This is a genomic window from Porphyrobacter sp. ULC335 (assembly GCF_025917005.1).
Lineage (GTDB): Bacteria > Pseudomonadota > Alphaproteobacteria > Sphingomonadales > Sphingomonadaceae > Erythrobacter.
Map to the genome: position 1 here is coordinate 2,046,549 of NZ_CP078091.1, position 24,691 is coordinate 2,071,239.

18 protein-coding genes, 1 tRNA gene and 1 pseudogene are annotated in these 24,691 nt (G+C 63.6%); 14 read left to right on the top strand and 6 right to left on the bottom strand.

The features are described 5' to 3' along the window. Positions 1–4 precede the first annotated feature (4 nt). The 4 genes from KVF90_RS09750 (at position 5) to KVF90_RS09765 (ending at position 4,194) form a co-directional block, all read left to right on the top strand. Positions 5–1,813 (top strand): DNA polymerase III subunit gamma/tau, encoded by a 1,809-nt coding sequence (locus KVF90_RS09750; RefSeq protein WP_264391391.1) that lies wholly within the window; start codon positions 5–7, stop codon positions 1,811–1,813. 14 nt (positions 1,814–1,827) lie between these two features. Further along, positions 1,828–2,169: a YbaB/EbfC family nucleoid-associated protein gene (locus KVF90_RS09755; RefSeq protein WP_264391392.1), complete on the top strand. Its 342-nt coding sequence runs from the start codon at positions 1,828–1,830 to the stop codon at positions 2,167–2,169. Positions 2,170–2,300: 131 nt separating this feature from the next. Continuing rightward, positions 2,301–3,398 (top strand): AraC family transcriptional regulator, encoded by a 1,098-nt coding sequence (locus KVF90_RS09760; protein WP_264391393.1) that lies wholly within the window; start codon positions 2,301–2,303, stop codon positions 3,396–3,398. An 82-nt stretch (positions 3,399–3,480) separates the two neighbouring features. Further along, positions 3,481–4,194 carry a CPBP family intramembrane glutamic endopeptidase, BDIM_20840 family gene (locus KVF90_RS09765; protein WP_264391394.1) on the top strand — a complete coding sequence of 238 codons (714 nt, stop codon included), beginning with the start codon at positions 3,481–3,483 and terminating at the stop codon, positions 4,192–4,194. 55 nt (positions 4,195–4,249) lie between these two features. Here KVF90_RS09765 and KVF90_RS09770 read toward each other — a convergent pair whose 3' ends face one another. Continuing rightward, a complete protein-coding gene (locus tag KVF90_RS09770; RefSeq protein WP_264391395.1) occupies positions 4,250–5,080 on the bottom strand; it encodes a 23S rRNA (adenine(2030)-N(6))-methyltransferase RlmJ in 831 nt (276 codons plus the stop codon). 255 nt (positions 5,081–5,335) lie between these two features. Between KVF90_RS09770 and lon the strand changes: the two genes are divergently transcribed. Beyond that, on the top strand, positions 5,336–7,729 hold the full coding sequence (gene lon, locus KVF90_RS09775; RefSeq protein ID WP_264391396.1) for an endopeptidase La: 2,394 nt from the start codon (positions 5,336–5,338) through the stop codon (positions 7,727–7,729). A gap of 246 nt (positions 7,730–7,975) precedes the next feature. Then, a pseudogene (locus KVF90_RS09780) lies at positions 7,976–8,249 on the top strand (HU family DNA-binding protein). A gap of 97 nt (positions 8,250–8,346) precedes the next feature. Here KVF90_RS09780 and KVF90_RS09785 read toward each other — a convergent pair. After that, the gene (locus tag KVF90_RS09785) at positions 8,347–9,264 is read right to left on the bottom strand and encodes a hypothetical protein (RefSeq protein WP_264391397.1); all 918 of its coding nucleotides are present in this window, start codon (positions 9,262–9,264) and stop codon (positions 8,347–8,349) included. 49 nt (positions 9,265–9,313) lie between these two features. After that, positions 9,314–10,105, bottom strand: a complete 792-nt coding sequence (gene rlmB / locus KVF90_RS09790) for a 23S rRNA (guanosine(2251)-2'-O)-methyltransferase RlmB (protein ID WP_264391398.1) — start codon at positions 10,103–10,105, stop codon at positions 9,314–9,316. 172 nt (positions 10,106–10,277) lie between these two features. On the opposite strand from rlmB, the gene KVF90_RS09795 reads away from it, so the two are divergent. The 7 genes from KVF90_RS09795 (at position 10,278) to KVF90_RS09825 (ending at position 17,976) form a co-directional block, all read left to right on the top strand. Next, positions 10,278–10,363: transfer RNA gene (locus KVF90_RS09795), tRNA-Tyr, on the top strand. Positions 10,364–10,519: 156 nt separating this feature from the next. Next, positions 10,520–12,091 carry a site-specific integrase gene (locus KVF90_RS09800; protein ID WP_264391399.1) on the top strand — a complete coding sequence of 524 codons (1,572 nt, stop codon included), beginning with the start codon at positions 10,520–10,522 and terminating at the stop codon, positions 12,089–12,091. Between the two features lie 933 nt (positions 12,092–13,024). Then, a complete protein-coding gene (locus KVF90_RS09805) occupies positions 13,025–13,825 on the top strand; it encodes a hypothetical protein (RefSeq protein WP_264391400.1) in 801 nt (266 codons plus the stop codon). A 561-nt stretch (positions 13,826–14,386) separates the two neighbouring features. Next, entirely contained in the window at positions 14,387–14,770 is a 384-nt protein-coding gene (locus KVF90_RS09810; protein WP_264391401.1) for a hypothetical protein, read from the top strand. A gap of 366 nt (positions 14,771–15,136) precedes the next feature. After that, on the top strand, positions 15,137–15,487 hold the full coding sequence (locus tag KVF90_RS09815) for a hypothetical protein (protein ID WP_264391402.1): 351 nt from the start codon (positions 15,137–15,139) through the stop codon (positions 15,485–15,487). 344 nt (positions 15,488–15,831) lie between these two features. Next, complete coding sequence (locus KVF90_RS09820; protein WP_264391403.1) at positions 15,832–16,380, top strand: recombinase family protein; 549 nt, start codon at positions 15,832–15,834, stop codon at positions 16,378–16,380. Between the two features lie 105 nt (positions 16,381–16,485). Further along, complete coding sequence (locus KVF90_RS09825; RefSeq protein ID WP_264391404.1) at positions 16,486–17,976, top strand: KAP family NTPase; 1,491 nt, start codon at positions 16,486–16,488, stop codon at positions 17,974–17,976. Positions 17,977–18,314: 338 nt separating this feature from the next. Here the strand turns inward: KVF90_RS09825 and KVF90_RS09830 are convergent, their stop codons facing one another. Next, positions 18,315–20,357 carry a TonB-dependent receptor gene (locus tag KVF90_RS09830; RefSeq protein WP_264391405.1) on the bottom strand — a complete coding sequence of 681 codons (2,043 nt, stop codon included), beginning with the start codon at positions 20,355–20,357 and terminating at the stop codon, positions 18,315–18,317. A gap of 107 nt (positions 20,358–20,464) precedes the next feature. Beyond that, complete coding sequence (locus KVF90_RS09835; protein ID WP_264391406.1) at positions 20,465–21,712, bottom strand: GTP-binding protein; 1,248 nt, start codon at positions 21,710–21,712, stop codon at positions 20,465–20,467. 82 nt (positions 21,713–21,794) lie between these two features. On the opposite strand from KVF90_RS09835, the gene KVF90_RS09840 reads away from it, so the two are divergent. Further along, positions 21,795–22,187 (top strand): MerC domain-containing protein, encoded by a 393-nt coding sequence (locus KVF90_RS09840; protein ID WP_264391407.1) that lies wholly within the window; start codon positions 21,795–21,797, stop codon positions 22,185–22,187. A gap of 107 nt (positions 22,188–22,294) precedes the next feature. Here the strand turns inward: KVF90_RS09840 and KVF90_RS09845 are convergent, their stop codons facing one another. Next, the gene (locus tag KVF90_RS09845; protein ID WP_264391408.1) at positions 22,295–24,676 is read right to left on the bottom strand and encodes a YbcC family protein; all 2,382 of its coding nucleotides are present in this window, start codon (positions 24,674–24,676) and stop codon (positions 22,295–22,297) included. Positions 24,677–24,691: the final 15 nt, after the last annotated feature.

The following is a 24,691-nucleotide window of genomic DNA, read 5'->3' on the forward strand; positions in this document are numbered from 1 at the left end:
TGGCATGACCGATTCCGATCCCGATCTGCCTGAGGAAACTGACGCCGGCCCGACCGCGGCCGAGCTGGAGGCGGCCGGGCAGAACGCGCTGTTTGGTGACCTCGCGCCGGCGGCTCCAGCCCCAGCTCCACCCGCGCCAGAGCCGGTCTTGCCCGCTCCTGACCCGGTCTTGACCCCGGCCAGCGTGACGCAGCCTTACCGTGTCCTAGCCCGCAAATATCGCCCGCAGACCTTTTCCGAGCTGATCGGGCAGGAGGCGATGGTCCGCACCCTCGCCAATGCCATCGCCCGCGACCGGCTGGCCCATGCCTTCCTGATGACCGGCGTGCGCGGGGTCGGCAAGACTTCGACCGCGCGGCTGATTGCCAAGGCGCTCAATTGCATTGGGCCTGACGGGCAGGGCGGTCCGACGATCGACCCTTGCGGCCAATGTGAGCCATGCACCGCCATCGCGGAAGGCCGCCACATCGACGTGATCGAGATGGACGCCGCCTCCAACACCGGTGTCGACGATGTGCGCGAGATCATCGAACAGGTACGCTACGCAGCCGTTTCGGCGCGCTACAAGATCTACATTATCGATGAAGTCCACATGCTGTCCCGCAATGCTTTCAATGCCTTGCTCAAGACTCTTGAGGAACCGCCGCCGCATGTGAAGTTCCTGTTCGCCACCACCGAGGTCGACAAGCTGCCCGTCACGGTGCTGAGCCGCACCCAGCGCTTCGACCTGCGCCGCATTCCCGCGCCGATGCTGGCCGATCATTTCGCTAAGGTCTGCCGTCTCGAAGGGGTGGACGCCGAAGCCGAAGCGCTCAGCATCATCGCCAATGCCGCCGAAGGTTCGGTGCGTGACGGGCTGTCGATCCTTGATCAGGCGATTGCCCATGCCGACCTCGATGGCGAGGGCAAGGTTGCCGCCACGCGTGTGCGCGACATGCTCGGTCTGGCCGACAAGAGCGCGCAGCGCCGCCTGCTCGGCCACCTGCTCGAAGGCGACGCACCGGCGTTGCTCGCCGCCGTCGACGAACAATATGCCCTTGGTGTCGAGCCGCTGGCTCTGATCCGCGCGCTGATGGACCTTACCCACCGCGTCACGCTCGCGCAGGTTTCGGGCTCCGAGCCCGATGCGCCTGCCGAGGAAGAGCGCGCCGCGCTTGCCGATTTTGCCGCGCGGCTGGGGGCAGGAGAGTTGCATCGCCTGTGGCAATTGCTGCTCAAAGGCCATGACGAGGTGCGCACCGCGCCCGATCCGCTGGTCTCGCTCCAGATGGCGCTGCTGCGCATCCTCCACGCGGCGCAAATGCCCGATCCCGGCAAGCTGGCGAAACGCATCGAGGAACTTGCCGCGAGTGGCTTTGCCGCTGCGCCGATCGGTGAGGGCGCCCAAGGCACCGCCCCCGCGCCGGCCGCACCCGCCGCCGCTTCCCCGGTGCAGACCTGGGCCGCGCTGGTGGATCAGGTCGATGCCTCGGGCCAGCTGCGCGTCGCCCAGATCATGCGGGACCGCGTGCGGGTGATCGAAATCGGGCCGGAGCGGCTGGTCTATCAGCAGGCTGACAGCTTCCCTGATGACCCCGCGCCCGATATCCGCGAAGCGCTGTTCAAGGTGACCGGCAAGCGCTGGCTGATTGAGCGCGGCGCGGGCGCAGCGCAGCCCAGCTTGCGCGAGACCGCAGAAGCAGACGCCGCGGCCGAGGATGCGCGCATCCGCGCTGACCCGCTGGTCAAGGCCGCGTTCGAAGCCTTTCCCGATGCCGAATTGATCGGCACGGAACCCCGCGCCGCCGCGAGCGGTAGCCCCCCCTGGAATTGATGGAGTAACCCCCGATGAAGTCGATGGAAGAAATGATGGCCGCCGCCCAGCAGGCTGCCGAGACCATCCAGAAGCAGATGAACGAGATGCAGGTGAAGCTCGACTCGATCGAAGTCGAAGGCACCGCTGGCGGCGGGCTGGTGAAGGTCCGCGCCAGTGCCAAGGGCCGCATCCTTGGTGTCGCCATCGACGACAGCCTGATGAACGTGGACGACAAGCAAATCCTCGAAGACCTCGTCGCCGCCGCCTTCAACGACGCCCGCGACCGGGCTGATCGCGTGTCGAACGATCAGATGAAGGAAATGCAGTCCTCGATGGGCCTGCCACCGGGGTTCAACCTGCCCGGGCTGGGATGACGAATCTGGCGTAAAGCCGACCAGCAAGTCCCGGCAGTGGCTGGTTGCAACGTTAATGACGGTGCTTGCGTGGGAATCTGAAAAACGGTTTCCCGATATTGCCCAATCGGATTTGGCGCTATTGCCGGGACATGATCATCGGACAGCTGGACCTCGCCCTCCGTATCGGATCGGCAAGCATCCTTATTCTGCTTGCTTGGCTCCTGCTCCGCCAAAGACAGCGTGTCGGTTTCCCTGCTCTGCTGTTTGCGCCCCTGGCAGCGTGCTTGGCTGGCTTCGTTCTCGGCAATACGCCGCTCGCATCGCTGCGACCTGCTGAACTGATAGGCAATCTCGCAAACGCCGCCAGCGGGTTCACAGTCATTTTCCTGTGGTGGTTTGCCCTTTCCTGCTTCGACAGCCGCTTCAGGTTGCAAGGCGGCGTTTTGATGGTCGGGCTTGCATGGGCTGGTATCGCTGCAGCGGATCGCGGCCTGTTCGGAGATATGCTCGCCAATATTGGCCTATCGCGGGGGCTTGTCGTGCTTGGCTTCGCCGTCGTCGGACATCTTGTCTGGCGCCTCTTGGACGAACGGCAGGGCGACTTCGTTGCGCAACGCCATAACGCGCGCATTATGGTCGCGGTGCTGCTTGGCGGAATGTTGTTCATTGATCTTGCCGCCGACGCTCTGTTCGGCTTCGACTGGCGGCCACTCGCTTTCTCCATGATCCAGAACGCCATGATCCTGGGCTTCGGCATCTGGCTGACAGGTCGGCTTCTGGCTGTCCGGGCCGATGTTCTGACCTTTGGCATCTCTGAAGCGGTTGAAATTCCGATCAGGCCAGCGGCAGATGCGGGCCATCGCCGTGATGAAGCGCTCTACCGCCGCCTAACCGACCTGATAGAGACAAAACGCGTGCATCTCGATCCCGCATTGACCTTTGGCCGCTTCGTGGAGCTGATGGTCGCTCCCGAGCGCGCTGTCAGGACGCTGATCAACCAGGAACTGGGCTTCGATCATTTCCGCGCCTTTCTCAATTACCACCGGGTCGCTGAGGCGCGTCGCCTGCTGGAAGACCGTGATCGCAACGACAAGCTGATCACCATTGCGCTCGACAGCGGCTTTGCCTCGCTCGCCAGTTTCAACCGTGCGTTCCGGACCATCGAGGGATGCAATCCGAGTGCATATCGGACTGCGGCGCGCAGGCTTGCCGAAGGTGGCCCGCTTCTGGCGAAAGCCGAGTTCTGAGGAGCGAAAATCCGCCTTATGAGGAGCGGGAGTGGCAATCGCGCGCTAACCTGAACGCCTACCGGAATGGAAAGGCAGGCGCGTGAACGGACTGATTGGACTGGCAGGAACTCTCGCACTTCTGCTGCTTTTCGGTGCAATGCTGGGTCTCGCCGATCGGCGCAATTTCTCTGTGCGATGGCTTGGCATTGCTGCGCTGCTGGTGGCGATCAACGATGTCCTTCTGACCGGTTGCTACGGATTGGTACCCGATCTGATCGGAGGAGCGTGGAACTGGCAAGGCAAGCTCATGGCCTTGGCCGTCACGATCGCCATCGCGGCTCGCCCGGCCTTTGGGTTCCGCCGGGTCGGCATTGCCTTGTCACACGAGCCGGGTAGCCTGAAAGCTGCGGGGCCCGTTGCTGCGGCCTATTGTGCCTTCTTCATCGCCATCGCAATGCTCTTCCCTGCCGACCGACCCAGCGCAGAAGACGTCGCATTTCAACTGACGATGCCGGGCTTGGAGGAGGAACTGTTCTATCGTGGCATCCTGCTCTTCGCGCTCGACCAGGCGTTCCGGGGACGCAGGCGGGTGCTGGGCGTTGACTGGGGCTGGGGGGCGGTGCTGTCATGTTTCCTGTTCGGATTGACGCACGCCTTCGGTTATTCCGACGGGGCCTTCTCGTTTGATCCTGTCACCATGGCTCTGACCGCTGTTCCATCCTTCATCGGGATATGGATCCGTCTGCGGACCGGCAGCCTCCTGCTTCCCGTTCTGCTGCACAACTTCGGCAACGCGTTTTCTTTTCTCGTTTGAGATCAATCGTTCGTCCGTTGCCTGTGACGACAGGAACGCGCGCTGAAGGTGACCTCTAGACGACCAACCACTCGCCCGAAATCTCGCCCCGATGCCCCTCCGGCGCCAGGGCGGCGCGCAGGGCTTCCAGCAGGGGCGGCAGTCCTTGCGTGAAGGCGTAAGGCGGGTTGACGATGAACAGGCCTGCACCGTTATAGATGCCGGGCTGATCGGCATCATAAAGCCAATGCTCGACGTTCAGGAATTTCGGGATGCCGAGCCTGCGCAACTTGTCCTTCCACAGAGCATGCATGGGCCGTTCCTTGAGCGGATACCAGATCACCGTCACGCCATGCGCCCATTTGCGGTGCGCAGCAGCAAGGGTGGCGGTGATGCGGGCGCGTTCGTCTGTCCGCTCGTAGGGCGGATCAACCACCACCACCCCGCGCGGTGTCCGGGTTGGCAGCATCGCCAGCCAGAACTCGTAGGCGTCACGCTCATGCACAGCAGCTTGTGTGCCGCGCATCGCGCCGCGCAGGGCATAGGCGTCCTCGGGATGTTTCTCGTTGAGGATCAGGGCATCCTGCGGCCGCAGGAGCTGCGCCAGAATGCGCGGGCTTCCGGGGTAAAGGCGCGGTTCGGCACCCTCATTCACCGTTCGGACGGCAGCGCGATAATCGTCCAGCAAGGGGTTCGGATCAGCAAAGGCCCGCAACACGCCCTGCGTCGCCTCGCCTGTGCGCCCGGCCTCCTCGCCGTGAAGATCGTAAAGCCCGCAGCCGGCGTGGGTGTCGATCAGCGTCAGCGCGCTCTCTTTTTGCTGCAAGGCCCGGATGAGGGCGATCAGCAGGCTGTGCTTCAACACATCGGCGCTGTTGCCCGCATGGAAGGAATGGCGATAATTCATGGTCCAGCCGCGTTAGCGATCGTCACCAGAGGCGCAAGACGCAACGCGGGGCGCCAGACAACCTTCCGGCCAAACCCACCCTGCGTGCTGTCTTTGTCTTCCCTCTCGTTCGATCCCGCTATCATCATTCTATTCGCCGCTTGGCGCGCCTTTCCTTGTTCCACAGCTTCTCCGGCGAAAGGCATTGCGGCCCGCAAGACCGCTACCCATATTCCTCTCAAAGGCGATCGCCCCCCGGTCGCCGTGGACACAGCTATGACCCAGACTTTCCCTCTCCTCCCCCTGCGCGACATTGTCGTTTTCCCCGGCATGGTCGTTCCCCTGTTCGTCGGGCGCGACAAATCTGTGGCGGCGCTCGAAGCGGCGATGGAAGCGTCCAAGGACATCGTCCTGCTCGCTCAGCTTGATCCGGGCTGCGACGATCCCGAGGGCGATGATCTGTATGACGTCGGCGTGATCGCGCAGGTGCTTCAGCTGCTCAAGCTGCCCGATGGCACGGTGCGCGTGCTGGTCGAGGGCAAGACCCGCGCCCGGCTTTCTGCGCTGGAGGATGTCGGCACACACCTGCTGGCCGAAGTCGATGTGGTCGAACCCGAGACCGTAGCGGGCAGCGAAGTCACTGCTTTGATGCGGCAGGTGACCGAGCAATTCGGCGAATATGTGAAGCTCAACAAGAAGATGGGCGAAGATACGGGCGTCGATCTTGGCGAGGTCGATGATGCCGGCCAGCTTGCCGATACCATCGCCGCCGCGATCAGCGCCAAGGTTTCGGACAAGCAGGCGCTGCTGACCGAGGGTAATCCCTTGAAGCGGCTCGAACTGGTGATGGCCTTCATGGAAGGCGAGCTGTCGGTGCTTCAGGTCGAACGCCGCATCCGCGGGCGTGTGAAGCGCCAGATGGAAAAGACCCAGCGCGAATATTACCTCAACGAGCAGTTGAAGGCGATCCAGAGCGAGCTGGGCGGCGGCGATGACGGCGAGGGCAACGAGATTGCCGAACTCACCGAGAAGATCGAGAAGACCAAGCTTTCCAAGGAAGCCAAGGCCAAGGCGCTGGCGGAGCTGAAGAAGCTGCGCGCGATGCAGCCGATGAGCGCCGAGGCGACGGTGATCCGCAATTACCTCGACGTGCTGCTCGGCCTGCCGTGGGGCAAGAAGTCGAAGCTGAAGCGCGACATCGCGCAGGCGCAGGCCGTGCTCGATGCCGATCACTATGCGCTGGAGAAGGTCAAGGACCGCATCGTCGAGTATCTCGCGGTGCAGGCGCGCACCAACAAGCTGAAGGGGCCGATCCTGTGCCTCGTCGGCCCTCCGGGGGTGGGCAAGACGTCGCTGGGCAAGTCGATTGCCAAGGCGACGGGCCGCGAATTCGTGCGCCAGTCGCTGGGCGGCGTTCGTGACGAGGCGGAAATCCGCGGCCACCGGCGTACCTATATCGGCTCGATGCCGGGCAAGATTGTCGCCAACCTCAAGAAGGCGGGGACCAGCAATCCGCTGTTCCTGCTCGACGAGATCGACAAGCTGGGTCAGGACTTCCGCGGCGATCCGGCTTCGGCGCTGCTTGAAGTGCTCGATCCCGAACAGAATTCCAAGTTCCAGGACCACTATCTGGAGCTCGACCTCGACCTTTCGGACATCATGTTCGTGTGCACCGCAAACAGTCTGAACCTGCCGCAGCCGCTGCTCGACCGGATGGAGATCATCCGGCTGGAAGGTTACACCGAGGACGAGAAGGTCGAGATCGCCCAGCGTCACCTCGTCGAGAAGCAGGTCGAGGCGCACGGGCTGAAGAAGGGCGAATTCACGCTCGAGGAAGAGGCTTTGCGCGATCTCATCCGCTACTACACCCGGGAGGCCGGGGTGCGGACGCTGGAGCGCGAGATCGCCAAGCTGTGCCGCAAATCCCTGCGTCAGATCCTCGAAAAGAAGACCCACAGCGTCACCATCACGCCGGAAAACCTCGGCGACTACTCTGGCGTACGCAAGTTCAAGCACGGCGTGTCGGAAGAAGAAGCGCAGGTCGGCGCGGTGACCGGTCTGGCCTGGACGTCGGTGGGCGGCGAGCTGCTCACCATCGAAAGCGTCACCACCCCGGGCAAGGGCGAGGTCAAGACGACCGGCAAATTGGGGCAGGTGATGAACGAAAGCATCGCGGCAGCCTTCAGCTTCGTGAAGGCGCGTGCGCCCGCCTATGGCATCAAGCCGAGTCTGATCGGCCGCAAGAACGTGCACATCCACCTTCCCGAAGGCGCGGTGCCCAAGGACGGGCCGAGTGCCGGGATCGGGATGGTCACCTCGATCGTATCGACCCTCACCGGCATTGCGGTGCGCCCCGACGTGGCGATGACCGGCGAGGTCACGCTGCGGGGGAGGGTGCTGGCGATCGGCGGGTTGAAGGAGAAACTGCTCGCGGCCTTGCGTGGCGGGATCAAGATCGTCCTGATCCCCGAGGAGAACGTCAAGGACCTCGCCGAAATCCCCGCCAACGCGCGTGAAGGTCTGGAGATCATCCCGGTCAGTCACGTCGACGAGGTGCTGGCCCATGCGCTTGTCCAGCCGCTCGAGCCGATCGAATGGACCGAGGCGGAAGACCTCGCCAGCCAGCCGGGCGCAGCAGGCGCGTCAGGAGAGGTGCCAACCGCGCATTGAGCCGCTAGAGGGGCGCCTCTTGCCGCGATTCGCGGCAGGGTCGCGTTGTCATAAACTTCGGCATTTTGCGGACTGATCCTCGTGGCCAACCCCGGTTCGACGCGGGAACGGCCTTGGCTTTGAGAAGTGGGCTCACCCGGAGGCTGTTTGCCTTTGACAGCCTATCAAAAAAAGGCTCAGTCTGTCGGCTTTAGACAAGCGCGATTCATTGCGATCAACGATATCCTGACGCCAGGGGGTTCCACGATGAACAAGAACGACCTTATCAGCGCCGTTGCCGATGCCAGCGGCCTTTCCAAGAACGATTCCGCGAACGCCGTTGAAAGCGTGTTCGATGCAATCACCAAAGCACTGTCCGGGGGGGGACGAAGTGCGCCTGGTGGGCTTCGGCACCTTCTCGGTGGCCAAGCGCAAGGCATCGACGGGGCGCAACCCGCGCACCGGCGAGCCGATGAAGATCAAGGCTTCCAATCAGCCCAAGTTCAAGGCGGGCAAGGGCTTGAAGGACGCAGTCAACTGATCGCACCTCTTCCGGCCTGACCGCTTCGGCGAGGGCGAGAAAAAACCCCGCGAGCCTTGTGGCTGGCGGGGTTTTTCTTTGCCGCTGGGGCAGATGCTCAGCGCGGGGCGGTGACGATCAGCGCGGTGGGTGACTGCGAAGTTCGCGGGGTGATGGCCCAACGCAGCACCTCGCCGCCGCCGGGCGCGGCTTCAGGCCCTTCATCGGTGTTGTTGGCAAGGATCCGCATTCCGGCCGCCGTGCGGATCGTGAAGGTGCCTTCCAGCGTCGGCACACCGGGGATCGCTTCAGCTTCCTTGGTGCCATCGGCATTTTCCTCGGCCTCTTGCGCTGCACCCATGGCCGCGAGCCCGGCAAACGGGCCGAGGCCTCCGCCGAGCGCTCCAAAGGGATTGTCACCGGTCTGGAACACGAAAGCGGGCGCGTTGATGCGCACCTGACTGCCGTCGCGCAGGTACATCTGGACGAAGGGATTGACCGGCGGAAAGCCCTCGATCTGCGGGAACATGAAGTCATGGCCCAGCGTGCCGCTGATGGCGTAGCTCACCTCGAACAGGCCGTCGCCCTTGTGCACCACGCGGTCCCAGCCCTTCTGCCGCTCAAGCAGCTTGACCAGTTCTTCGGCCGCCTTGGGATCGGACGGGTCGATGCCGCCCATGATCGCCTTCATGTTCTCGGCGTCTTTCTTGGCTTTCTCCGCACGTTCGGCAGCGCCGGCTTCCCATTCCGTGCGCTGTTCGGCCTCTTCTTCCTTGGTGCAGTCGCGGCTCTCGTAAGTCTCGTCGTCGAAACAATAGGCCGCGAAGGTCTCCTCGACACCAGCGCCCAAGCGGGCAAGCTTGGAAAGGCCGAGGAAGAAGATCTCGCCTTCATAGCTGAAGGTGAAGCTGTCCGGCCCGGTGATCGCGAGTTCGGACGTGAACTTGCCAGGCGACATGAAACAGCCGGTCAGCGTCAATGCAAAGCCTGTCAGCAGCGCAGCGGCGCGCAGACGAAGGCCCGAGAACATCTTCATGGCATTACCCCCTTTGCTGGCGCCTTGGCGCCCGTCCCTGGCACTGCTTCTAGCCGCGCGTTGCCACCGCATAAAGCGCAATTGCTGCGGCGTTCGAGACATTGAGGCTCTCGATCGCCGAGGTAATCGGAAGCTTGGCCAGCACATCGCAATGCGCCGCGATATTCTGGCGCAGCCCTTCGCCCTCTGCACCGAGCACGATGACCAGCGGCCCGGTGGGCATGACATCGGCGAGCACCGCGTCTGCCTCGCCCGCCATCCCGATGCGCCAGTAACCGGCATCGGCCAGTTCCTCCAGCGCGCGGGCAAGATTGACGACCCGCACCCAGGGCACGGTTTCCAGCGCGCCCGAAGCGGCCTTGGCCAGCACGCCGCCTTCGAGCGGGGCGTGGCGGTCCTGCGTGACGATCGCCGCCGCGCCGAACGCCGCCGCGGAGCGCAGGATCGCGCCAACATTATGCGGATCGGTGACCTGATCGAGCACCACGATGGGCCGGTCAGCCTCGCCCAGTGCGACCTCATCGAGGAACACGTCCTCCAGCGGCGCGCATTCGAGCACCAGCCCCTGATGCGGGGCGTCCTTGGCAACAAGGCGGGCCAGATCGGCGGCCTGCGCATGTTCGATGGGAAAGCCAGCGGGCAATTCGCCGTCCAGGCTTTCGAGGCCTTCCGGCGTGGCCCATAGCTTGCGGTGCTGGCGCTCGGGGTTCTTGAGCGCCGCCTCGACAGCATGGCGGCCCCACAGGCGCACGGCCCCGCTGCCCGCCCGACCCGAACCGCGTCCGCCCTTCATGCGACCTGCACGGCCGCGCAAGGCTCGCTTCTTTTCACCTTTGATCATGTTCTGTCCCGACTGGCGCTTTACCAAAGGTGCCCCCTGCCAGCAGGGGCATTGACAGGCAAGCAGTGCTTCGCCAAAGGGGCGCCTCTCGGCATCGGGGCCCTTCGCGGCACCGTGCAATTTCAGAGCGTCACAAGCTCAGGAACGCCCCCCTTTCAACAGGGGACTGTGTGGACAGGTGGCCGAGTGGTTAAAGGCAGCAGACTGTAAATCTGCCCGCGCAAGCGTACGCTGGTTCGAATCCAGCCCTGTCCACCACACCCTCCTAGGGTGCTGAAAAGCCTGAAAAACCACGCTTTATTCCTTCCGACTGCTACACAAAGTTGCTACACGGAAGGCATGCAAGAGATGTTCAAGCTGTCCCGGCGGAAGGGGTCTGCGAAGTGGCAGGTCCGGAAGCGTTGGCCCAGTGACGTGGCGTCGGTTCTCAAGGGCGAGTTCAACAAATCGACGGGTGAGGAAGATCGGAAGGCCGCCCAAGCGCAGCTTCCCTTCCTTGCCGCTGAGTACGAGCGGCAGGTGGCGGAAGCCCGGGCCAAGCTGGCAGAGGCCCCCCGGGTCGAGCTTTCCGAGGCAGAGGCCCACCGGATGGCTGCGAGCTTCTACCGCGATATGCTGCCCCGGTACGTCGTCACCAGACCCATCGACCCCATCGACCACCAGCGGCTCCTAGCGGACACCCAAGAGCGCCTTGCGACCGCCCGCACTATGCTGGGCCGCAATGACTTCGCCCCGGTGCGCGCCGTTGCCCGGACCCTCACCCAGCAAGCGGGCCTGTCGCTCCCCGAGGATGCCCCGGCGTGGGAGTTCCTGCACCGGATGCTGATGCGCGCCTTTGTCGAGCTACACGAGGTCGCCGCCGCGAACCTTGCGGGCAACCCCGGGTACACCCCGAGCGACCCGGTGATCCGGGAAGTTCCCGCCGCGACTGCCCCCAGCCGCACCGTGGAGGCGCTTCTGGACGCCTATGAGGCCGACAAGGCCCCCGGCTGGAGCGACTCCACCAAGAAGGCGGTGAAGCCTGTCTTCCGGTTCATGCGGGACGTATTCGGGGGCCGTGCCGTCGGCTCCATAACGCGGGAAGAGGCGCGGGAGGCGGTCAAGCTCCTGCAGGGCCTCCCGTTCGGCATGGGCAAGCGCACCGAGCTTGCGGGCCTCAAGGTGCCGGAAGCGATCAAGAAGGGGGCGCAGCTGGGCCTGCCCACCATCAAGCCCAAGACCATCAATGACGGGTACCTCCTGCACATCGCGTCCCTGTTCAACTGGGCCCGCAAGGAACAGTGGGTCGCTGCCAATCCCTTTGAGGGTCTGTCGGTGTTTGATCCGGTGGACGATGCCGACCGCCGCGACCCGTTCACGGTCCCCCAGCTGCAAGCCCTTTTCACCTCGGGGCACTGGCAGGGCCCATGGCGGGACGGGAAGGGCAAGGCCGGGGACTTCTGGGTGCCGCTGCTTTGCCTGTTCCACGGCCTGCGGAACGGGGAAGCTGCGGGCCTGCGCGTGGAGGATATTGCAGAGGAGGGCGGTCACCCCGTTATCCGGCTGCAGCCCTACGACAACCGGACGCTCAAGACGAAGGACTCCCGGGGCACAATCGCGCTGCACCCCGAAATGATCCGGCTGGGCTTCCTGCGGTACGTCGAGAGCCGCAAGCAGGTTGGGGAGCAGCTGCTATTCCCCGAGGGCCTTGCGAACAGCCGGGGGCAAGTTGGGGCCAAGCTGGGCGAGCGTTTCAGCCTGCACGTGAAGCGGCTGGGGCTGGAGGGCCGCAAGCTGGGGATGCACTCATTCCGCCACTGCTTTGAGGATCGCCTTAGGGAAGCGGAGTTGCCCGAGCGTACCGCACTGGCGCTGGCGCGGCGGCGGGAGGCTGGGTCGAGCAAGAGCTACGGGGACGGCCTATCTGCGCGGCAAAAGGCGGAAGCGGTGGCGAAGATCGCCTATCCCGGTCTGGACCTGTCGCACCTGTACCCAGCCGCCGGGTAACAGCGGGTCGATTAGCACACCCTTTTGAAGGGCGAACCTTGCCCCGGGCAACGCCCTGAAAACCGCCTTCCCGGTGGCTTTCGGGAGCACCCCGGGTGCCCCGGGTGTCATCCTCCCGGATATGCGAGCGACCCGCCGGAAAGCCACCGTAACGCTGGCCTTCCCGGGGCTAGAAGGGCAGGCCAAATAGCCACCACTCTTGAGACGGGAACCGGGGCGGGCGAACTCAGGACTGGCAAAAAACCCTCACCCTTGAAGAGCGGAACGCCGATTACGCCTGTAGTCGAGTTAGGGCCCACTTTTGAAGAACGAACCGGGACGCGTGATGCGGGGCCGTCATCGGGCGTGGGCCAATTAGGCCGCAATCTTGAAGAGGGAGCCTTGCGCCGGGTCGCTTCGGAGCGGCCAATTCGTCAGCACCCTTGGATAGCGACCGCCCCAATCCCTTTCACGTACGCGTACACGTGCGCGCCCTTTAGGTACCTATAGGGGAACCCCCTCAACACCAACGCTACCACCAACAGCTGGTACCTTGCTGGTGCACTGTCAGTTCTACCCCCTCCACACCCTCCTCTCACCAACACCGGGTACCAGCTGGTGACCCGTAAGTAGGGGCTGGGGGCGGGGGTCGATATCTCGCACCTGTCGCCACCGACGGTGCCCCTCCAGTTCCCAAGTTTCTGTCGCGCTCCCTTTCTGGAGGTTGAGCGCACGGTGGACCCTGCCCTGTATGGCTGCTTTCGGTGCCATCGGGTGCAGGGCAGGGTCCAGAACCTCACCAGCCGCCACCGGCTCCACACCCGAAACCGAACCCCATCCATCCCTTCAATTCACCGGCGGTGCCCCTGCGGGCCCTGTCGGGCACCCCCGCTTGCCGAGGCGGGGTCTTTTCCAACCGCTGGCAATCGGCCCCAGCAACCGAAAGGCTTCCACATGGAAGACACCAGCCCCGCCAGCGCCCGTCTGGCAGTGGACACCACCGGTTCCGACTTCACGGTTCCGAGCTATGACATCGCCCCCGAGGATCAAGCCCGGGCCCAAGAGCTCCTGTCGGCCTCCAACGCGGACCCCAACGCCACCCCGAGCCCCGTAAAGCTCACCGGCGGCGGTGCGTTCAAGGCCCCCGAGCGTTTCACCCTGTCCATCCTGCCCCCGGACAAGCAGGGCCCCATCGCTGCGCAACTCGCCCAGGTACCGGCGCACCTGCGCGCCGAGCGGGAGCACGAGCTTGTCGTGGGCGCACTCAAGCAGAACAGCACCGCGCTGCGCATCAAGGCAGGCCCCGGCGAAGGGGCAAGCCCGCTCGAGCGTGAGCAGTTCGCCGTCGCCCGCGATATCGACGCGCTCGAGACCGAGGCACTCGATATCCAGCGCCAGCTTGCCGAGGTCCAAAAGTGGGTGCCGGTGTACAATGAGATCACCGGCGAACCCGTGATCGACCCTCGCACCGGGCAACAGCAGGTCAAGGCCGTGGAGATCATTCAAGGCGACCGCCGCAAGGCCCTTGAGGCCCGCGTCAATGAACTCGCGTACCGCGCCGACCTCCTGCGGGGGGTCGAAGGGGACCGGCGTATCCAGCGGGCTCTTGCCCAGACCATCGAACTCGAAAAGCAGCAGCGCCAGCGGCTGGCGGAGCGGGAAGAGGTCAAGCGGCGGGCCGAGGAAATCAGCCGCCAGAAGCGTATCGACAAGCAGGCCGAGACCCTGTCCCGGTTCAAGGACAACGCGCTTTGACCACCATCGGGGCTGCCATGATCGGGGCGGGGATCGGGCTCTTGCTCGCCCCCGTCCGGGCTATCCTGCGGGTGCCCCGTGCGTAACGCGCCGCGCATCTGGCGGGGTGGTAGCAAGGGCCCCCGGCGCACCGCGCCCCACGTGCCCCCGCAGTGCCGTGAGGTTGCCGTGGAGGTCGCGGGCATGAGCCCGAGCCTACAGCGGTTCGACATTGTCGCAGACGAGCACCAGCCCGAATGAGCACCGGCCAAGACCACCAGCGCCTGTCGCTACGTGAAGCCATCGACGCCAAGTGCAGGGCTTGCATCTACGATTAGTCCGAGCCGGGTCGCTGGAGACAGCAGGTAGCCGCCTGCAGCGTCACCAGCTGCCCGCTTCACCCTGTCCGCCCGCTGCCGAGGCTGCGGGAAAACTAGGTCGATAATCCCCCGGAAGGCCACCCAGACGGTGGCTTTCCGGAAGGCCGCTCGCGCTCCGGGATCAATCCCAGCCGACCACACCGACCACCACCCGAAAACCACTGAGACGGTGGCTTTTATAGCCACCAAATGGAGCACCCCCATGTCCCAGACAAAGACCTGTAGCACCTGCAGGGAGACCAAGCCGGTCTCCGCGTTCTATCGCAATGGCGGTGGAAAGCCCGGATATCGGACCCGCTGCAAGGGCTGCCTGAACGCGGCCCGCCGCAATGGCCCCAGCGCGGCCACCCGCATCATCAAGGAAATCGTGATGCACCACCACAACCCCGCGTTCCCCCTGAGCCCCGAGGCGGAGGCCGTGGTCTACACCAGCATGCCACTGCCCCCTGCCATCATCGCGCTGAGAGAGCGGCGCGAGCAGCGAGCGGAGAAGGAGAAGCTGCGGCGCGAACGGGCGTTCCGCGCAAAGTATCGGCAGTGCCCTGCCATGACCATCCCGGCCCACATGCGGGAGGCGGTGGTATGAGCGGCGCTGTCCGGACCTATCGTGGCCTCCACGGTGAGCCTATTCGGGTGCCCGCGGAGACCTTCGCGACCGTCCCCAAGCTCCACGGCGAGCCTCAGCCGTTCCCCTTCGCCCGCATGGCGGCCGCACTGGGGCCACTGCGCGATCGCTTCGCGCAGGCGGTCAACCGAGCGGGGCTTTTTGAAGAGGCGCTGGCGCGTGGCGATGTACGGAGCATGCAATGAAACAAACGGTACGGCACACGTCCAAAGCCTCCCGCGACCACGAAGAGCTATTTGTTGATGAAAATCAATTGGGTGCAACGCCCGCCTCTTGTGGAGGCTCCATCGTGACCTATACTCTTCAGAGATAGCTTGGAGTATCACCGTGCCGAACAAAGCATACTACATCACACCGATCGATTTCGGTTGGGAGTACCTCCCTTCCGTCCATGAGTTTGCCAACCGGATGGCGAAGCTTGACGTCGAAATCAAACTTGCCCGTCAACCCTACGGCGAGGCTCGTCTTGATAAGTTTCTTGCTGATTTCGCTAAGGCGCAAGAACTCGCCGATGAGGTTGGGTGGGAAGGCGATTTCCGTGGTGACCCGTGCGTGTTCTGCCTCCCCATCGAGAATGAGATCGTCTACGGCTTCGTTTGGAAGCAAGAGAACAACGGCGATACTCTGGTCATCACGCCCGAGCCGATGCCTTGGCTCGATCATCTGGTTTTAACCTGATCCTTCGGTGGCAGAGCGGCGGTGAGCCTCGGTGGCAGGAAGTGGCCGCTTTCACCTCAAAAATCTGAAGCGGCTAGCGTACGGAAGCGAAAGCCCCACTCCCCCCATGGGGGTCCCTAACGCCTCTCGTCGGTGCCTCGCGGAGTGCCTTCTCGCTCTTGTAGCGCGTGGGCACTCCGGTGCCTCACTATGGGGCGAGGATCTCTGCCCGCCCTATGTCCGCTTGGGGTATACCTGCAGCGGACACGCTGTCCGGACACTTTCTCTGTCCGAATAGGGTTGACATAGGATTCTCCGGACAATAGATGGCGAGGCTCTACACCCTAATCGGACAGGAGCACGTCATGACCCAGACCATCGGATACGCCCGCGTGAGCACCGAGGATCAAGATTGCAGCATCCAAGAGGAAGCCCTGCGGGCCGCCGGTGCCACCATCATCCGCAGTGAGCGCAAGAGCGGGACCACCACCACCGGGCGCACCGAGCTTGCCACGGTGCTGGACTTCCTGCGGGAAGGGGACACGCTGCTTGTCACCCGCATTGACCGCCTTGCGCGGTCCCTCATGGACCTTGAGGGGATCGTGGGGGAACTGCGGGCCAAGGGGGCGCACCTCAAGGCGACCGAACAACCCATCGACACCTCCACCCCGGCGGGCCGCGCCTTCCTGCAGATGCTGGGGGTCTTTGCCGAGTTCGAAACCGCCATCCGCCGGGAGCGGCAGCTGGAGGGGATCGCGAAGGCCAAGGCCAAGGGCGTGTACAAGGGCCGCAAGCCCAGCGTCCCGGTGGAGGAGGTGCGCCGCTTGAAGGCGGAGGGGTTGGGAGCGAGCGCGATTGCGGAGCGGCTGGGGATCGCCCGCAGCAGCGTATATGAGGCCCTCAAGGGAGCCTGAAGCCCTGCTTTTTTCGGCGTAATCTACTGAACTGTCGACAAAAGGGTCGACTCTACGGCTCACCTACGACTAGTTTCTTCGGAAACTCTGTTTTGGAAGAGCGATATGGGCGACGTTACTGCTTGGGTCGGAGACAAACTCAACAGAAAGGCCGAGGCCGATGATTTACTGCAGTTCCTCCATGGGCGCCTGAAAGAGCGACGTGGTCGAGGCGTCGGGGCAAGCTACGTCGTGAACGTGGATTCAGGGTGGGGACAGGGGAAGACCTATTTTCTGTCGAACATCAGAAAGGACTTGGTTGGGCGAGGCGCGGCAGTTACGCTGATCGATGCTTGGGCGACTGACTTTTCCGATGATCCACTCACTGCGATCATGAGTGCGGTTGACGCAGCACTAAAGCCTCACCTCAAGTCAAAAAAGCTCAAAGAGGCGTGGCGAGACGTGCTAAAGTCCGGGGGGTCTCTAGCTATTTCACTCACGAAGCACGTGAGTTCCAAGCTAGCCTCAAGGTATGTTGGAGAGTTCGGGGACGAACTGTTCGATGCCACCTTTGGAGAAGATTCCGATAAGTCATCAGATGACAAAAAATCCGATGAGGATAAGCTTGGATTAGGCGGTGCCTCTGAGGAAGTCATCGATAAGCTTGCTGATAGTGCGCTTTCGCGACTTATAGAAACGTTCAGGAAGCAAGAGCGATCGATCGTCACCTTCAAGTCGCAGCTATCCAAAGTGGCTGAGGCAATCAACAAAGGTACCGACGATTTCACACCAATATACATCCTTGTTGATGAATTAGATCGATGCAGGCCAACTTATGCGATCAGGCTGCTGGAGTCGGTCAAGCATCTCTTCAACACAGACGGCGTGGTCTTCATTATAGCAACAGACACTGAGCAACTCTCTGAGTCGATTAAGGCTGTCTACGGAGCCAACTTCGAAAGCGACCGCTACCTTAGGCGGTTTTTTGACAGGACCTATAGATTCAGAGAGCCATCGCTTGAAGAGTTCGTGGGTTATCTCCTTGATAGATCGTCAATACCTTTGGATCGGCTCGGTTGCCCGCGCGGCTTAAGTCCTCAGAAAATGGCAGAGATAATATTCAGAGATTTCGGTTCTTCTCTGAGAGACGTAGAGCAATGCTTTGACATGCTCCAGACTTTCTCGACGATGTGGAATCATAAGATCCCGATTGAGTTGGGATTAGCTCTGACTTTAATTTGTCTCTATCACTCGAATCGTATTGAGGAATACAAGTGGCTTAGTGGACAGCCGACTTCGCTTGCAATGGCATCAGTGTTCAAGCGCCCATCAGTACTGCTTCGGAACATCGTCGGAGGCTACAACGAACCCCGCCGCGAAATCACGTCATCCACCGCCGATCTCTTAAGTGCCTATTCCGATCTGCGGACGACGTCCTTGATTCAACTAGTCGAAAAACAGTCGCCCGGCCACCCGGCCGGGCAGTACGTCAGAGAAGTGATCGCCAATGAGTTAGCGGTCCTTCACGGTAACTCATACCAGTCTGACAAACCGCCATACTCAGTCGTGCGCGAGTACCACCGGTACATCGAACTAGCAGAACGCCTAGCGGAGTGATGACAGCCAGAGGTGGCGTTCTACGGTTAGATCCGATGGCTATAACCCTTGCGCCTCGACACAGAACTGCTACACAACTGCTCGCAGACGAAGTGACTAAGCAACTGTTTTTCAATGCTTTGGGTGGGGATTCTAGCAATCCAGCCCTGTCCACCACTTCCATTTTTCATTTGCCGGATGTTCCACGTGAAACACCCGTTCAACCGGGGGTTTAAACGCGTCTGGAGGGGGTCTAGAAGGGGGCTAACCGGCGTCTAAACGCGTCTCTGTTCAGCAGGAGATGAAGCAGATGGCTTGTTCGCCATCTGGCTTTGCCAGGTCCGAACCTGCGCCGTTGATCAGAAGTCTGCCGATAGGGACATGTTGATCCGCCGCGAGGCTATGAACTGGAAACCCCCGCCGCCGGTAACGTTCCAGCCGAACACATTGGTCAGGTTGGCAACTTGCACACGCAGCACGGCTGGTGTGCGGCCCATTTTGAACCGGTATCGCGCTCCCAGATCGACGATCGCCCGCTCAGGAATGAACAACGTGTTGTCGATCCGCGCCGCTCGGCCACCTGTGTAGTTGATGCCCAGATCGACCGACAGGGCATCAAAGGCGGGCGGCTGGTAATCGAGCCGCAGGTCGAGCGTCGTGCCCACCCGGCCGAGCGGCCTTTCGCCCAGTCGCCCCAAATCCACCGCCTCGCCGGTGACGCGGGGACGCATGAGCACCGCTCCTGCAACCAAATTGAGGCCCGGAACCGGCTTGGCGGTCAGCGAAATCTCCGCGCCCTGATGTTTGACGTCGCCCAGCACCCGGAAAGTGTTGTCGCTATCAAGCTCGAAATAGGGCCTGCGCACATCGAACAGCCCGGCAATCAGCTTCATGTCCTTGGCCAGCGTCCAGCGCACGCCCCCCTCGACCTGCCGGGTGCGCAGCGCGGGCAAGGTGAGGTTGGCGTTCGTCGCAAAGGCAGGCGCGGTGCCGCTTTCCTCCAGCCCGCGTGTGGTCGCGGCATAGATCGCGAGTCCCTCGATCGCTGTAATCGCCGCCGAGGCGTTCCACAGGATCGGGCTGTCCTCGTTAGCGGTCGGGGCAAGGCCCGGCGCGCGCACTTCCTTGCGGTAGCCGGTCTTTTGCACCCCGAGATTGATCTCACCCAGTCCTTGCCACTTCATCTCGTAGCCCAATGCGCCGGTCTCTTGCCGGATTTGGTCACGTGTAAGTGCGCCGAAGGTGACGCCAGGTTCGGCGACGGGATCGGCGACGCCGATCATGCCGGGCCCGAGGCCGCGGAAGGCAAAGCCGCCCAGATCGTCATCAACCCGCCGGAACCTTGCCGAGGCGAGAAGCCGGTGGCGGCGCGGGCCTTCGATGAAGTCACGCTCGACCAGCAATTCGCCCGAGTAGGATTGCGAAACCTGATCCGCGCCAAGCAGCACCTGCCGGTCAGCGCTTCCGTCGGCTTGCGTGTTCGCAAAGAAGTTCGCCCCGAACTGGTCGATGGTGAAGCGCGAGGAGAATAGCCCGAGCCCGATCCTCCACGCCCCACTTGTCACCTTCGCCATGCCGCCGAAGTTCTGCGAATGGCCCGCCCAATCGGCCCAGTCCTGCCCAAAGAATTGATTGCGGGCGATGCGTTTGGGCAGGAAGGCTCCGGCGGTGAAGATCACCGGGATCGTTTCCTCGTCGAAATAGTCATAGCGGCTGAAAAAGCCGGTCAGCTCCACGCCCTCGGCCGGCCGCCAGCGCATCACACCGCCATAGCGGACGAACCAGAAATCGGCGCCATCGGGATAGACGAACTCCTCCATCCCGGCACCGACATTGAGATCGAGATTGCCGGTCAGCGGCAGCGCAGCATCGACGGTGGCAAAGGGTGCGAAGAAATCGCCGAAGCCGGTCCGGGCGCTGACCACCGGTTTGTCGGCGCTGCGCCTCAGCGAAAAATCGACGATCCCGGTCGGCGCGGGGAAGGGGTAACCGAGCGCCGAGATGCCGACCTGGATCGTTGATCCGGCGCGCACCGCATCGCTTAGCGGCCCTTGGTTGTCGAAATAGAGCCCCTCGATCCGCACGTTCTGCGCGGCAAAGGCGGAAAAGCCGCGCACATTGCCGCCGCTGTAGAGACCGATTGTTTCATCGCCCACACTGGTACCAAAGGCGTCCGAGGCCTGCGTGATGACGTTCTCTTCCGAGCGATTGACGAGAGCGATGTTGGAAAGGCCGCCGCGCTGCGACGGTTCAGTTTGCGTGTCCAGCCCTTCGCCCGGCAGTGTTTCCGCCTTCTCTTCAGGCGATACCTCAGTGTCTTCGCGCGATGGTTCTTGCCGGGCCGGCTGGTCTTCGGCGGAGACTGAACTTGCCCACAGCAAGCTTGTTGCCAGGGCCATCATTCTCATCTTCCAGCCTTCCTAGATTGATCTGGCCCGGTTCGTCAGCGGTGTGCAGGAATGGCCGGGCTTCGGCGCCGATCGGTCCATGCGCATTTCCCGTGCCGCGATCATTCCGCAGGCTCCAGCGCGGTCTGGGCCTCGCCCCAGGCGGGGAAGGGGTCGTTCAGCCGCTCCCACTTTTCGGGCGTGAATTCGTTCGCGGGAAGGAGGCAACCGTCGAGCGCCTTGGTGATGGCAGCCTTGTCCAGCCCGATGCCGATGAACACCAGTTCCTGCCGCCGGTCGCCCCACACCGCGTCCCAGTGGCGGATCACGAATTCTTCGAAGGTGCCGTCATCCGGCCAGCGGTTCTTGGGCACGGCGGCCCACCACCGGCCCATGCGGCTCACGCTTTTCTGATGCCCGGCAATCGCCAGTTCCCCCAGGAACTCGCTGCGGGTGGCAAGCCAGAAATGGCCCTTGGCGCGGATCACCTTGTCGAGCGAGTCGCCGGTCAGAAACCGGTAGAACGATGCCGGATGGAACGGGCGGCGGGCGCGGTAGACGAAGCTTTCGACGCCATACTCCTCGCTTTCCGGGCGGTGGCTTGCATAGTCGTAAAGCTCCTTCATCCACAGCGGGTGCTGTTCGGAAGCTTCTTCGTCATAGAGCCCGGTGTCGAGGATCGTATCGAGCGCGACAGTGCCGAAGTCGGCTTCGATGATCCGTGCATCGGCGTTCAGCGATGCGACCACCTGCTTGACCGTGGCGAGCTGTTCCGGCGGCACGGCGCTCGCCTTGTTGACGATCACGACATCGGCGAATTCGATCTGTTCGACCAGCAGGCTGACAAGGCTGCGATCATCGCCTTCGCCCGCGGTTTGGCCGCGCGCGCTGAGCAGGTCGGTGCTCGAATAATCGGCGAGCAGGTTGAGCGCGTCGACAACCGTCACCATCGTATCGAGCCGCGCGACATCGCCAAGGCATTCGTCATCTTCGTCGCGGAACGAGAAAGTTGCTGCCACGGGCAGGGGTTCGGAAATGCCGGTGCTTTCGATCACGAGGTAATCGAAGCGGCCTTCCTCGGCCAGCTTGCGCACCTCCTTCAGCAGATCATCGCGCAGGGTGCAGCAGATGCAGCCATTGGTCATTTCGACCAGCGTTTCCTCCGCCCGGCTGAGCGCCGCCTCGCCTCCGCGCACCAGATCGGCGTCGATATTCACCTCGCTCATGTCGTTCACGATGACCGCAACGCGCTTGCCCTCGCGGTTGGCGAGGATGTGGTTGAGCAGCGTGGTCTTTCCCGCGCCAAGGAAGCCGGAGAGCACGGTAACCGGGAGGCGGTTGTCGGCAAGTGCGGGGCTGGAGGCGGTCATGCGGATATCCTGTTGGCTGAGGCTTGTAATAAGGCCTCAGGCCATTACGTAATGTTGTATCATAACGCAACAGGGATATCACATGTCAGCTTCACCATCGCAAGCGCGCAGCGAGGCGCCATGGCACCGTTTCGGCATGGGCCTGTCGGCGCTGTGCCTGGTGCATTGCCTCGCGCTGCCGTGGCTGCTGGCTGGCCTGCCGGTGGTCATGCTTGCCGCCGTGCCAGAAGCTCTACGCGAGAGCGAATGGCTCCACGCAGCGCTGATCATGCCGGTGTTGCTGGTGAGCGGGCCGGCGCTGTTACGCGGGACTCCGGCAAAATGGCAGATTGCGCTGGTTCTGACCGCCTTCGCCTCGCTGATCGGCGGCCTGTTAATCGGCAGCGAGACCGGTGAGCAGGCGCTGACCGTCAACGGCGCGGCGCTGCTGATGGCAGCCCATTGGGTGCGGCTGCAGCGAGGCCATGGGCACTGAACCCTGTCGGCGGGGGAGAAGCAGCTGCCGCCGCTCGCCTGTTCTCCCCGCCGGTGATCCGGCAGGTCGCGACCCCAGACGAGCGACGGCGCTGACGTTTCGCCCCCTCAGGCAGCCAGCGATTGGGCCGTCTGGTCTTCCCAGCTGAGCCCCGGCAGATAGCGCGCGTCGACCTTGCCGTTCTTCATCGCAAAGAGATGCAGCCAGACATTGTCGAACAGCGCGCGCACGCCCGGGTGCTTTTCGAGGATGCGGATCATTTCCTCGCGCGGGGCTTCGATCATCACTGACAGGCGCAGCGGTTCGTGCTGGAGGCCGTCGCCATCGTGCACCGCCTGCCAGGGCAGGCCGGGGCGCAGCTTGCCGCCATTGCCTTCGATCACCCCGATCCCGCCGACCACGTTGTGGATCAGCTTGTTGCCGCCGCCGAACATCTCGGGCGCGACGCTGGAGCCGTAATATTGCAGGGAAATCCAGCTCGCCACCACCACCGGCGCGGTGATGATCAGTTCGAGCGTGCCGAAACCTTCATCCGCCTGCCAGTCATAGGAATGCAGGAACGCCCGCCCGCCAAGGTCGCGGCCCGCGGTTGCCTCGCGCGGGGCGGCGATGAAGGCTGCGCAGCCCGCAAGGCCCCATTCGGGGCGGATCTCGGCCCAGTTCTGGGCGCGGGCGGCGATGGTGTTCCAGCGCGCACCGGGGAGCCGCACCGCACGCTCGGCGCGGGCGATTTTGGCCGCCTGCGCCAGCCACCCGCGCACCTTGGCGAGATCGGCACTACGCGCGGCGGGCAAGCCATCTTCGTAGATAGTGATGTCGTCCGTGGTGGTGTCGTGCAGACCGGCGACGAACAGCGTATCGTCTGCCACTTCGACACCGCGTTCGGCCAGACCGGCGCGGGTCTCGGGATCGTTGAGCAGGATTGCGAGCAGACGGGCCGAAACCTCGCCGGTGTAGCCCCCGCAGGCGCCGCAGTGATAGGCGCTTTCATGCGGGTTGTTGGTGGTGTTGCCGCCGTGGCCGAGCAGCAGCACGATTGCGCCGTGCCCCTTGGTGAGGCTCATCGCCTTGAGCACCGCCGCGCCGGTATCGGCCTTGGCTTCGGCGCTCATGCCGCCGATCACTTCAGGCGCGGGTTCGGGCTTGGCGGCGGGGGTAAAGCCCAGCGCCGATTTCACCAGCTTGACCGCATAGACCGGCCCCATCGCCTCGACAAAGGCAAAGGACGAAACCGCAGCCTGCCGGAAGCGGCCCCATGCGCGCAGCCCCCGCGCGGCAATGCGGTCGGCCTGATCCTTGGCCGGATCGCCCGCGCTGGTGGTGTGGACGCCTGGGTTGAGCAGCACCGGCAGGCGCGCTTCGAGGATGTCCGAGCCGTGCGCGTGGTGCGCCAGCGGCAGGCCGAAAAAGCCAGCAAATCCGATGGTTGCAACGGAACTGTCGACGCTTTCGAGCGCGCGGCGGAACACTTCGGACCGCACGTCGATGCAGAAGGCGGCCTGCAGGAAGGGACGCGCGCCGGCGGGTGTTGCACCATCCAGTGCGGCGACGAGGCGGCGCTGATGGCCGCGATCGGCCGCGTCCTGAAGGATCGCGAGCGCGACATCATCGGCGCTGGCGGCGACCGGTGCGGCATGGGCGGCAACGGTGGCGGCCCACTTGTCGGCGATGGCGGGGGTCTGCACCAGCAGCGCCTCGTCCCAGATCAGGCGGATCGCCAGAAGGTCGATCAGGGTGCGGTCGGTTCCGCCCGCAAGCTCGGCCTGCCACAGCAGCCAGCGCGCGTGCTGCGCCCAGCCGCCGAGGCTCATGGCGAGACGGTGGAAAGCAGTCGGCGCGGCGGCATCGACAATGCCGAGCGTTTCAGCAGCCGAGAGGATAGCCCGCTCGGTCGTATCGGGGGCGCAGGCGACATGGGCGCAGAAGCCTTCGAGCCCGGCGATTTCCGGGGTCAGGTCATGCATCGCCCAGCCGCGCCATGCGGTGAAGGCCTCGGCACCGGGCGCGGGCGACCACAGCGCCTGACCGCGGTCGAAATGGCCCGCAGCCCACAATCCGATGCACTTGTCGATCAGCGCGGGCCAGTCGATCCCGGTGGCTTCGGCCGCAAGGTCGGCCACGGTCGGCAGAGCGCGGGGAGCGGGGCCTTCGCCAAGGGATTCCGCCACTTCGCGCAACGCGGTGACATTGCCCGGCTTGAGCGGCGAGGGCGACGCGGCGAGCGCTTCGGCCATGTCATCGGCGCTGATGCGGCCGTCGGTGATGGCGGCCACATAGTCCGCGCCGGTCCGCGTCAGGCGCACGCCTGCGACCCGTGCCAGCCGCGCAGCGGCGGTGGCGAGGCCTTCGTCGGTCTGGCCGAGGAAAGGGTTCACCGCCACCGTCGCATCCAGCGGAAAGGCGGGAGGGATGGCGCGTCCGGCGCCCTCTGCGGCTTCGAGCACCGCCGAGAAGCGGGCCGGGGCGATGTCAGCATGGTTCATCAGCATGGCAGGTCTCCTTGG

What these genes read in the sequence shown, in the direction of transcription:
- KVF90_RS09830 (WP_264391405.1), bottom strand. Translation starts at nt 20,357, where the DNA reads ATGATGGCCCTGGCAACAAGCTTGCTGTGGGCAAGTTCAGTCTCCGCC.
- KVF90_RS09845 (WP_264391408.1), bottom strand. Translation starts at nt 24,676, where the DNA reads ATGCTGATGAACCATGCTGACATCGCCCCGGCCCGCTTCTCGGCGGTG.
- KVF90_RS09810 (WP_264391401.1), top strand. Translation starts at nt 14,387, where the DNA reads ATGTCCCAGACAAAGACCTGTAGCACCTGCAGGGAGACCAAGCCGGTC.
- rlmB (WP_264391398.1), bottom strand. Translation starts at nt 10,105, where the DNA reads ATGATCAAAGGTGAAAAGAAGCGAGCCTTGCGCGGCCGTGCAGGTCGC.
- KVF90_RS09785 (WP_264391397.1), bottom strand. Translation starts at nt 9,264, where the DNA reads ATGAAGATGTTCTCGGGCCTTCGTCTGCGCGCCGCTGCGCTGCTGACA.
- lon (WP_264391396.1), top strand. Translation starts at nt 5,336, where the DNA reads ATGACCCAGACTTTCCCTCTCCTCCCCCTGCGCGACATTGTCGTTTTC.
- KVF90_RS09750 (WP_264391391.1), top strand. Translation starts at nt 5, where the DNA reads ATGACCGATTCCGATCCCGATCTGCCTGAGGAAACTGACGCCGGCCCG.
- KVF90_RS09825 (WP_264391404.1), top strand. Translation starts at nt 16,486, where the DNA reads ATGGGCGACGTTACTGCTTGGGTCGGAGACAAACTCAACAGAAAGGCC.
- KVF90_RS09820 (WP_264391403.1), top strand. Translation starts at nt 15,832, where the DNA reads ATGACCCAGACCATCGGATACGCCCGCGTGAGCACCGAGGATCAAGAT.
- KVF90_RS09835 (WP_264391406.1), bottom strand. Translation starts at nt 21,712, where the DNA reads ATGACCGCCTCCAGCCCCGCACTTGCCGACAACCGCCTCCCGGTTACC.
- KVF90_RS09755 (WP_264391392.1), top strand. Translation starts at nt 1,828, where the DNA reads ATGAAGTCGATGGAAGAAATGATGGCCGCCGCCCAGCAGGCTGCCGAG.
- KVF90_RS09770 (WP_264391395.1), bottom strand. Translation starts at nt 5,080, where the DNA reads ATGAATTATCGCCATTCCTTCCATGCGGGCAACAGCGCCGATGTGTTG.
- KVF90_RS09840 (WP_264391407.1), top strand. Translation starts at nt 21,795, where the DNA reads ATGTCAGCTTCACCATCGCAAGCGCGCAGCGAGGCGCCATGGCACCGT.
- KVF90_RS09760 (WP_264391393.1), top strand. Translation starts at nt 2,301, where the DNA reads ATGATCATCGGACAGCTGGACCTCGCCCTCCGTATCGGATCGGCAAGC.
- KVF90_RS09805 (WP_264391400.1), top strand. Translation starts at nt 13,025, where the DNA reads ATGGAAGACACCAGCCCCGCCAGCGCCCGTCTGGCAGTGGACACCACC.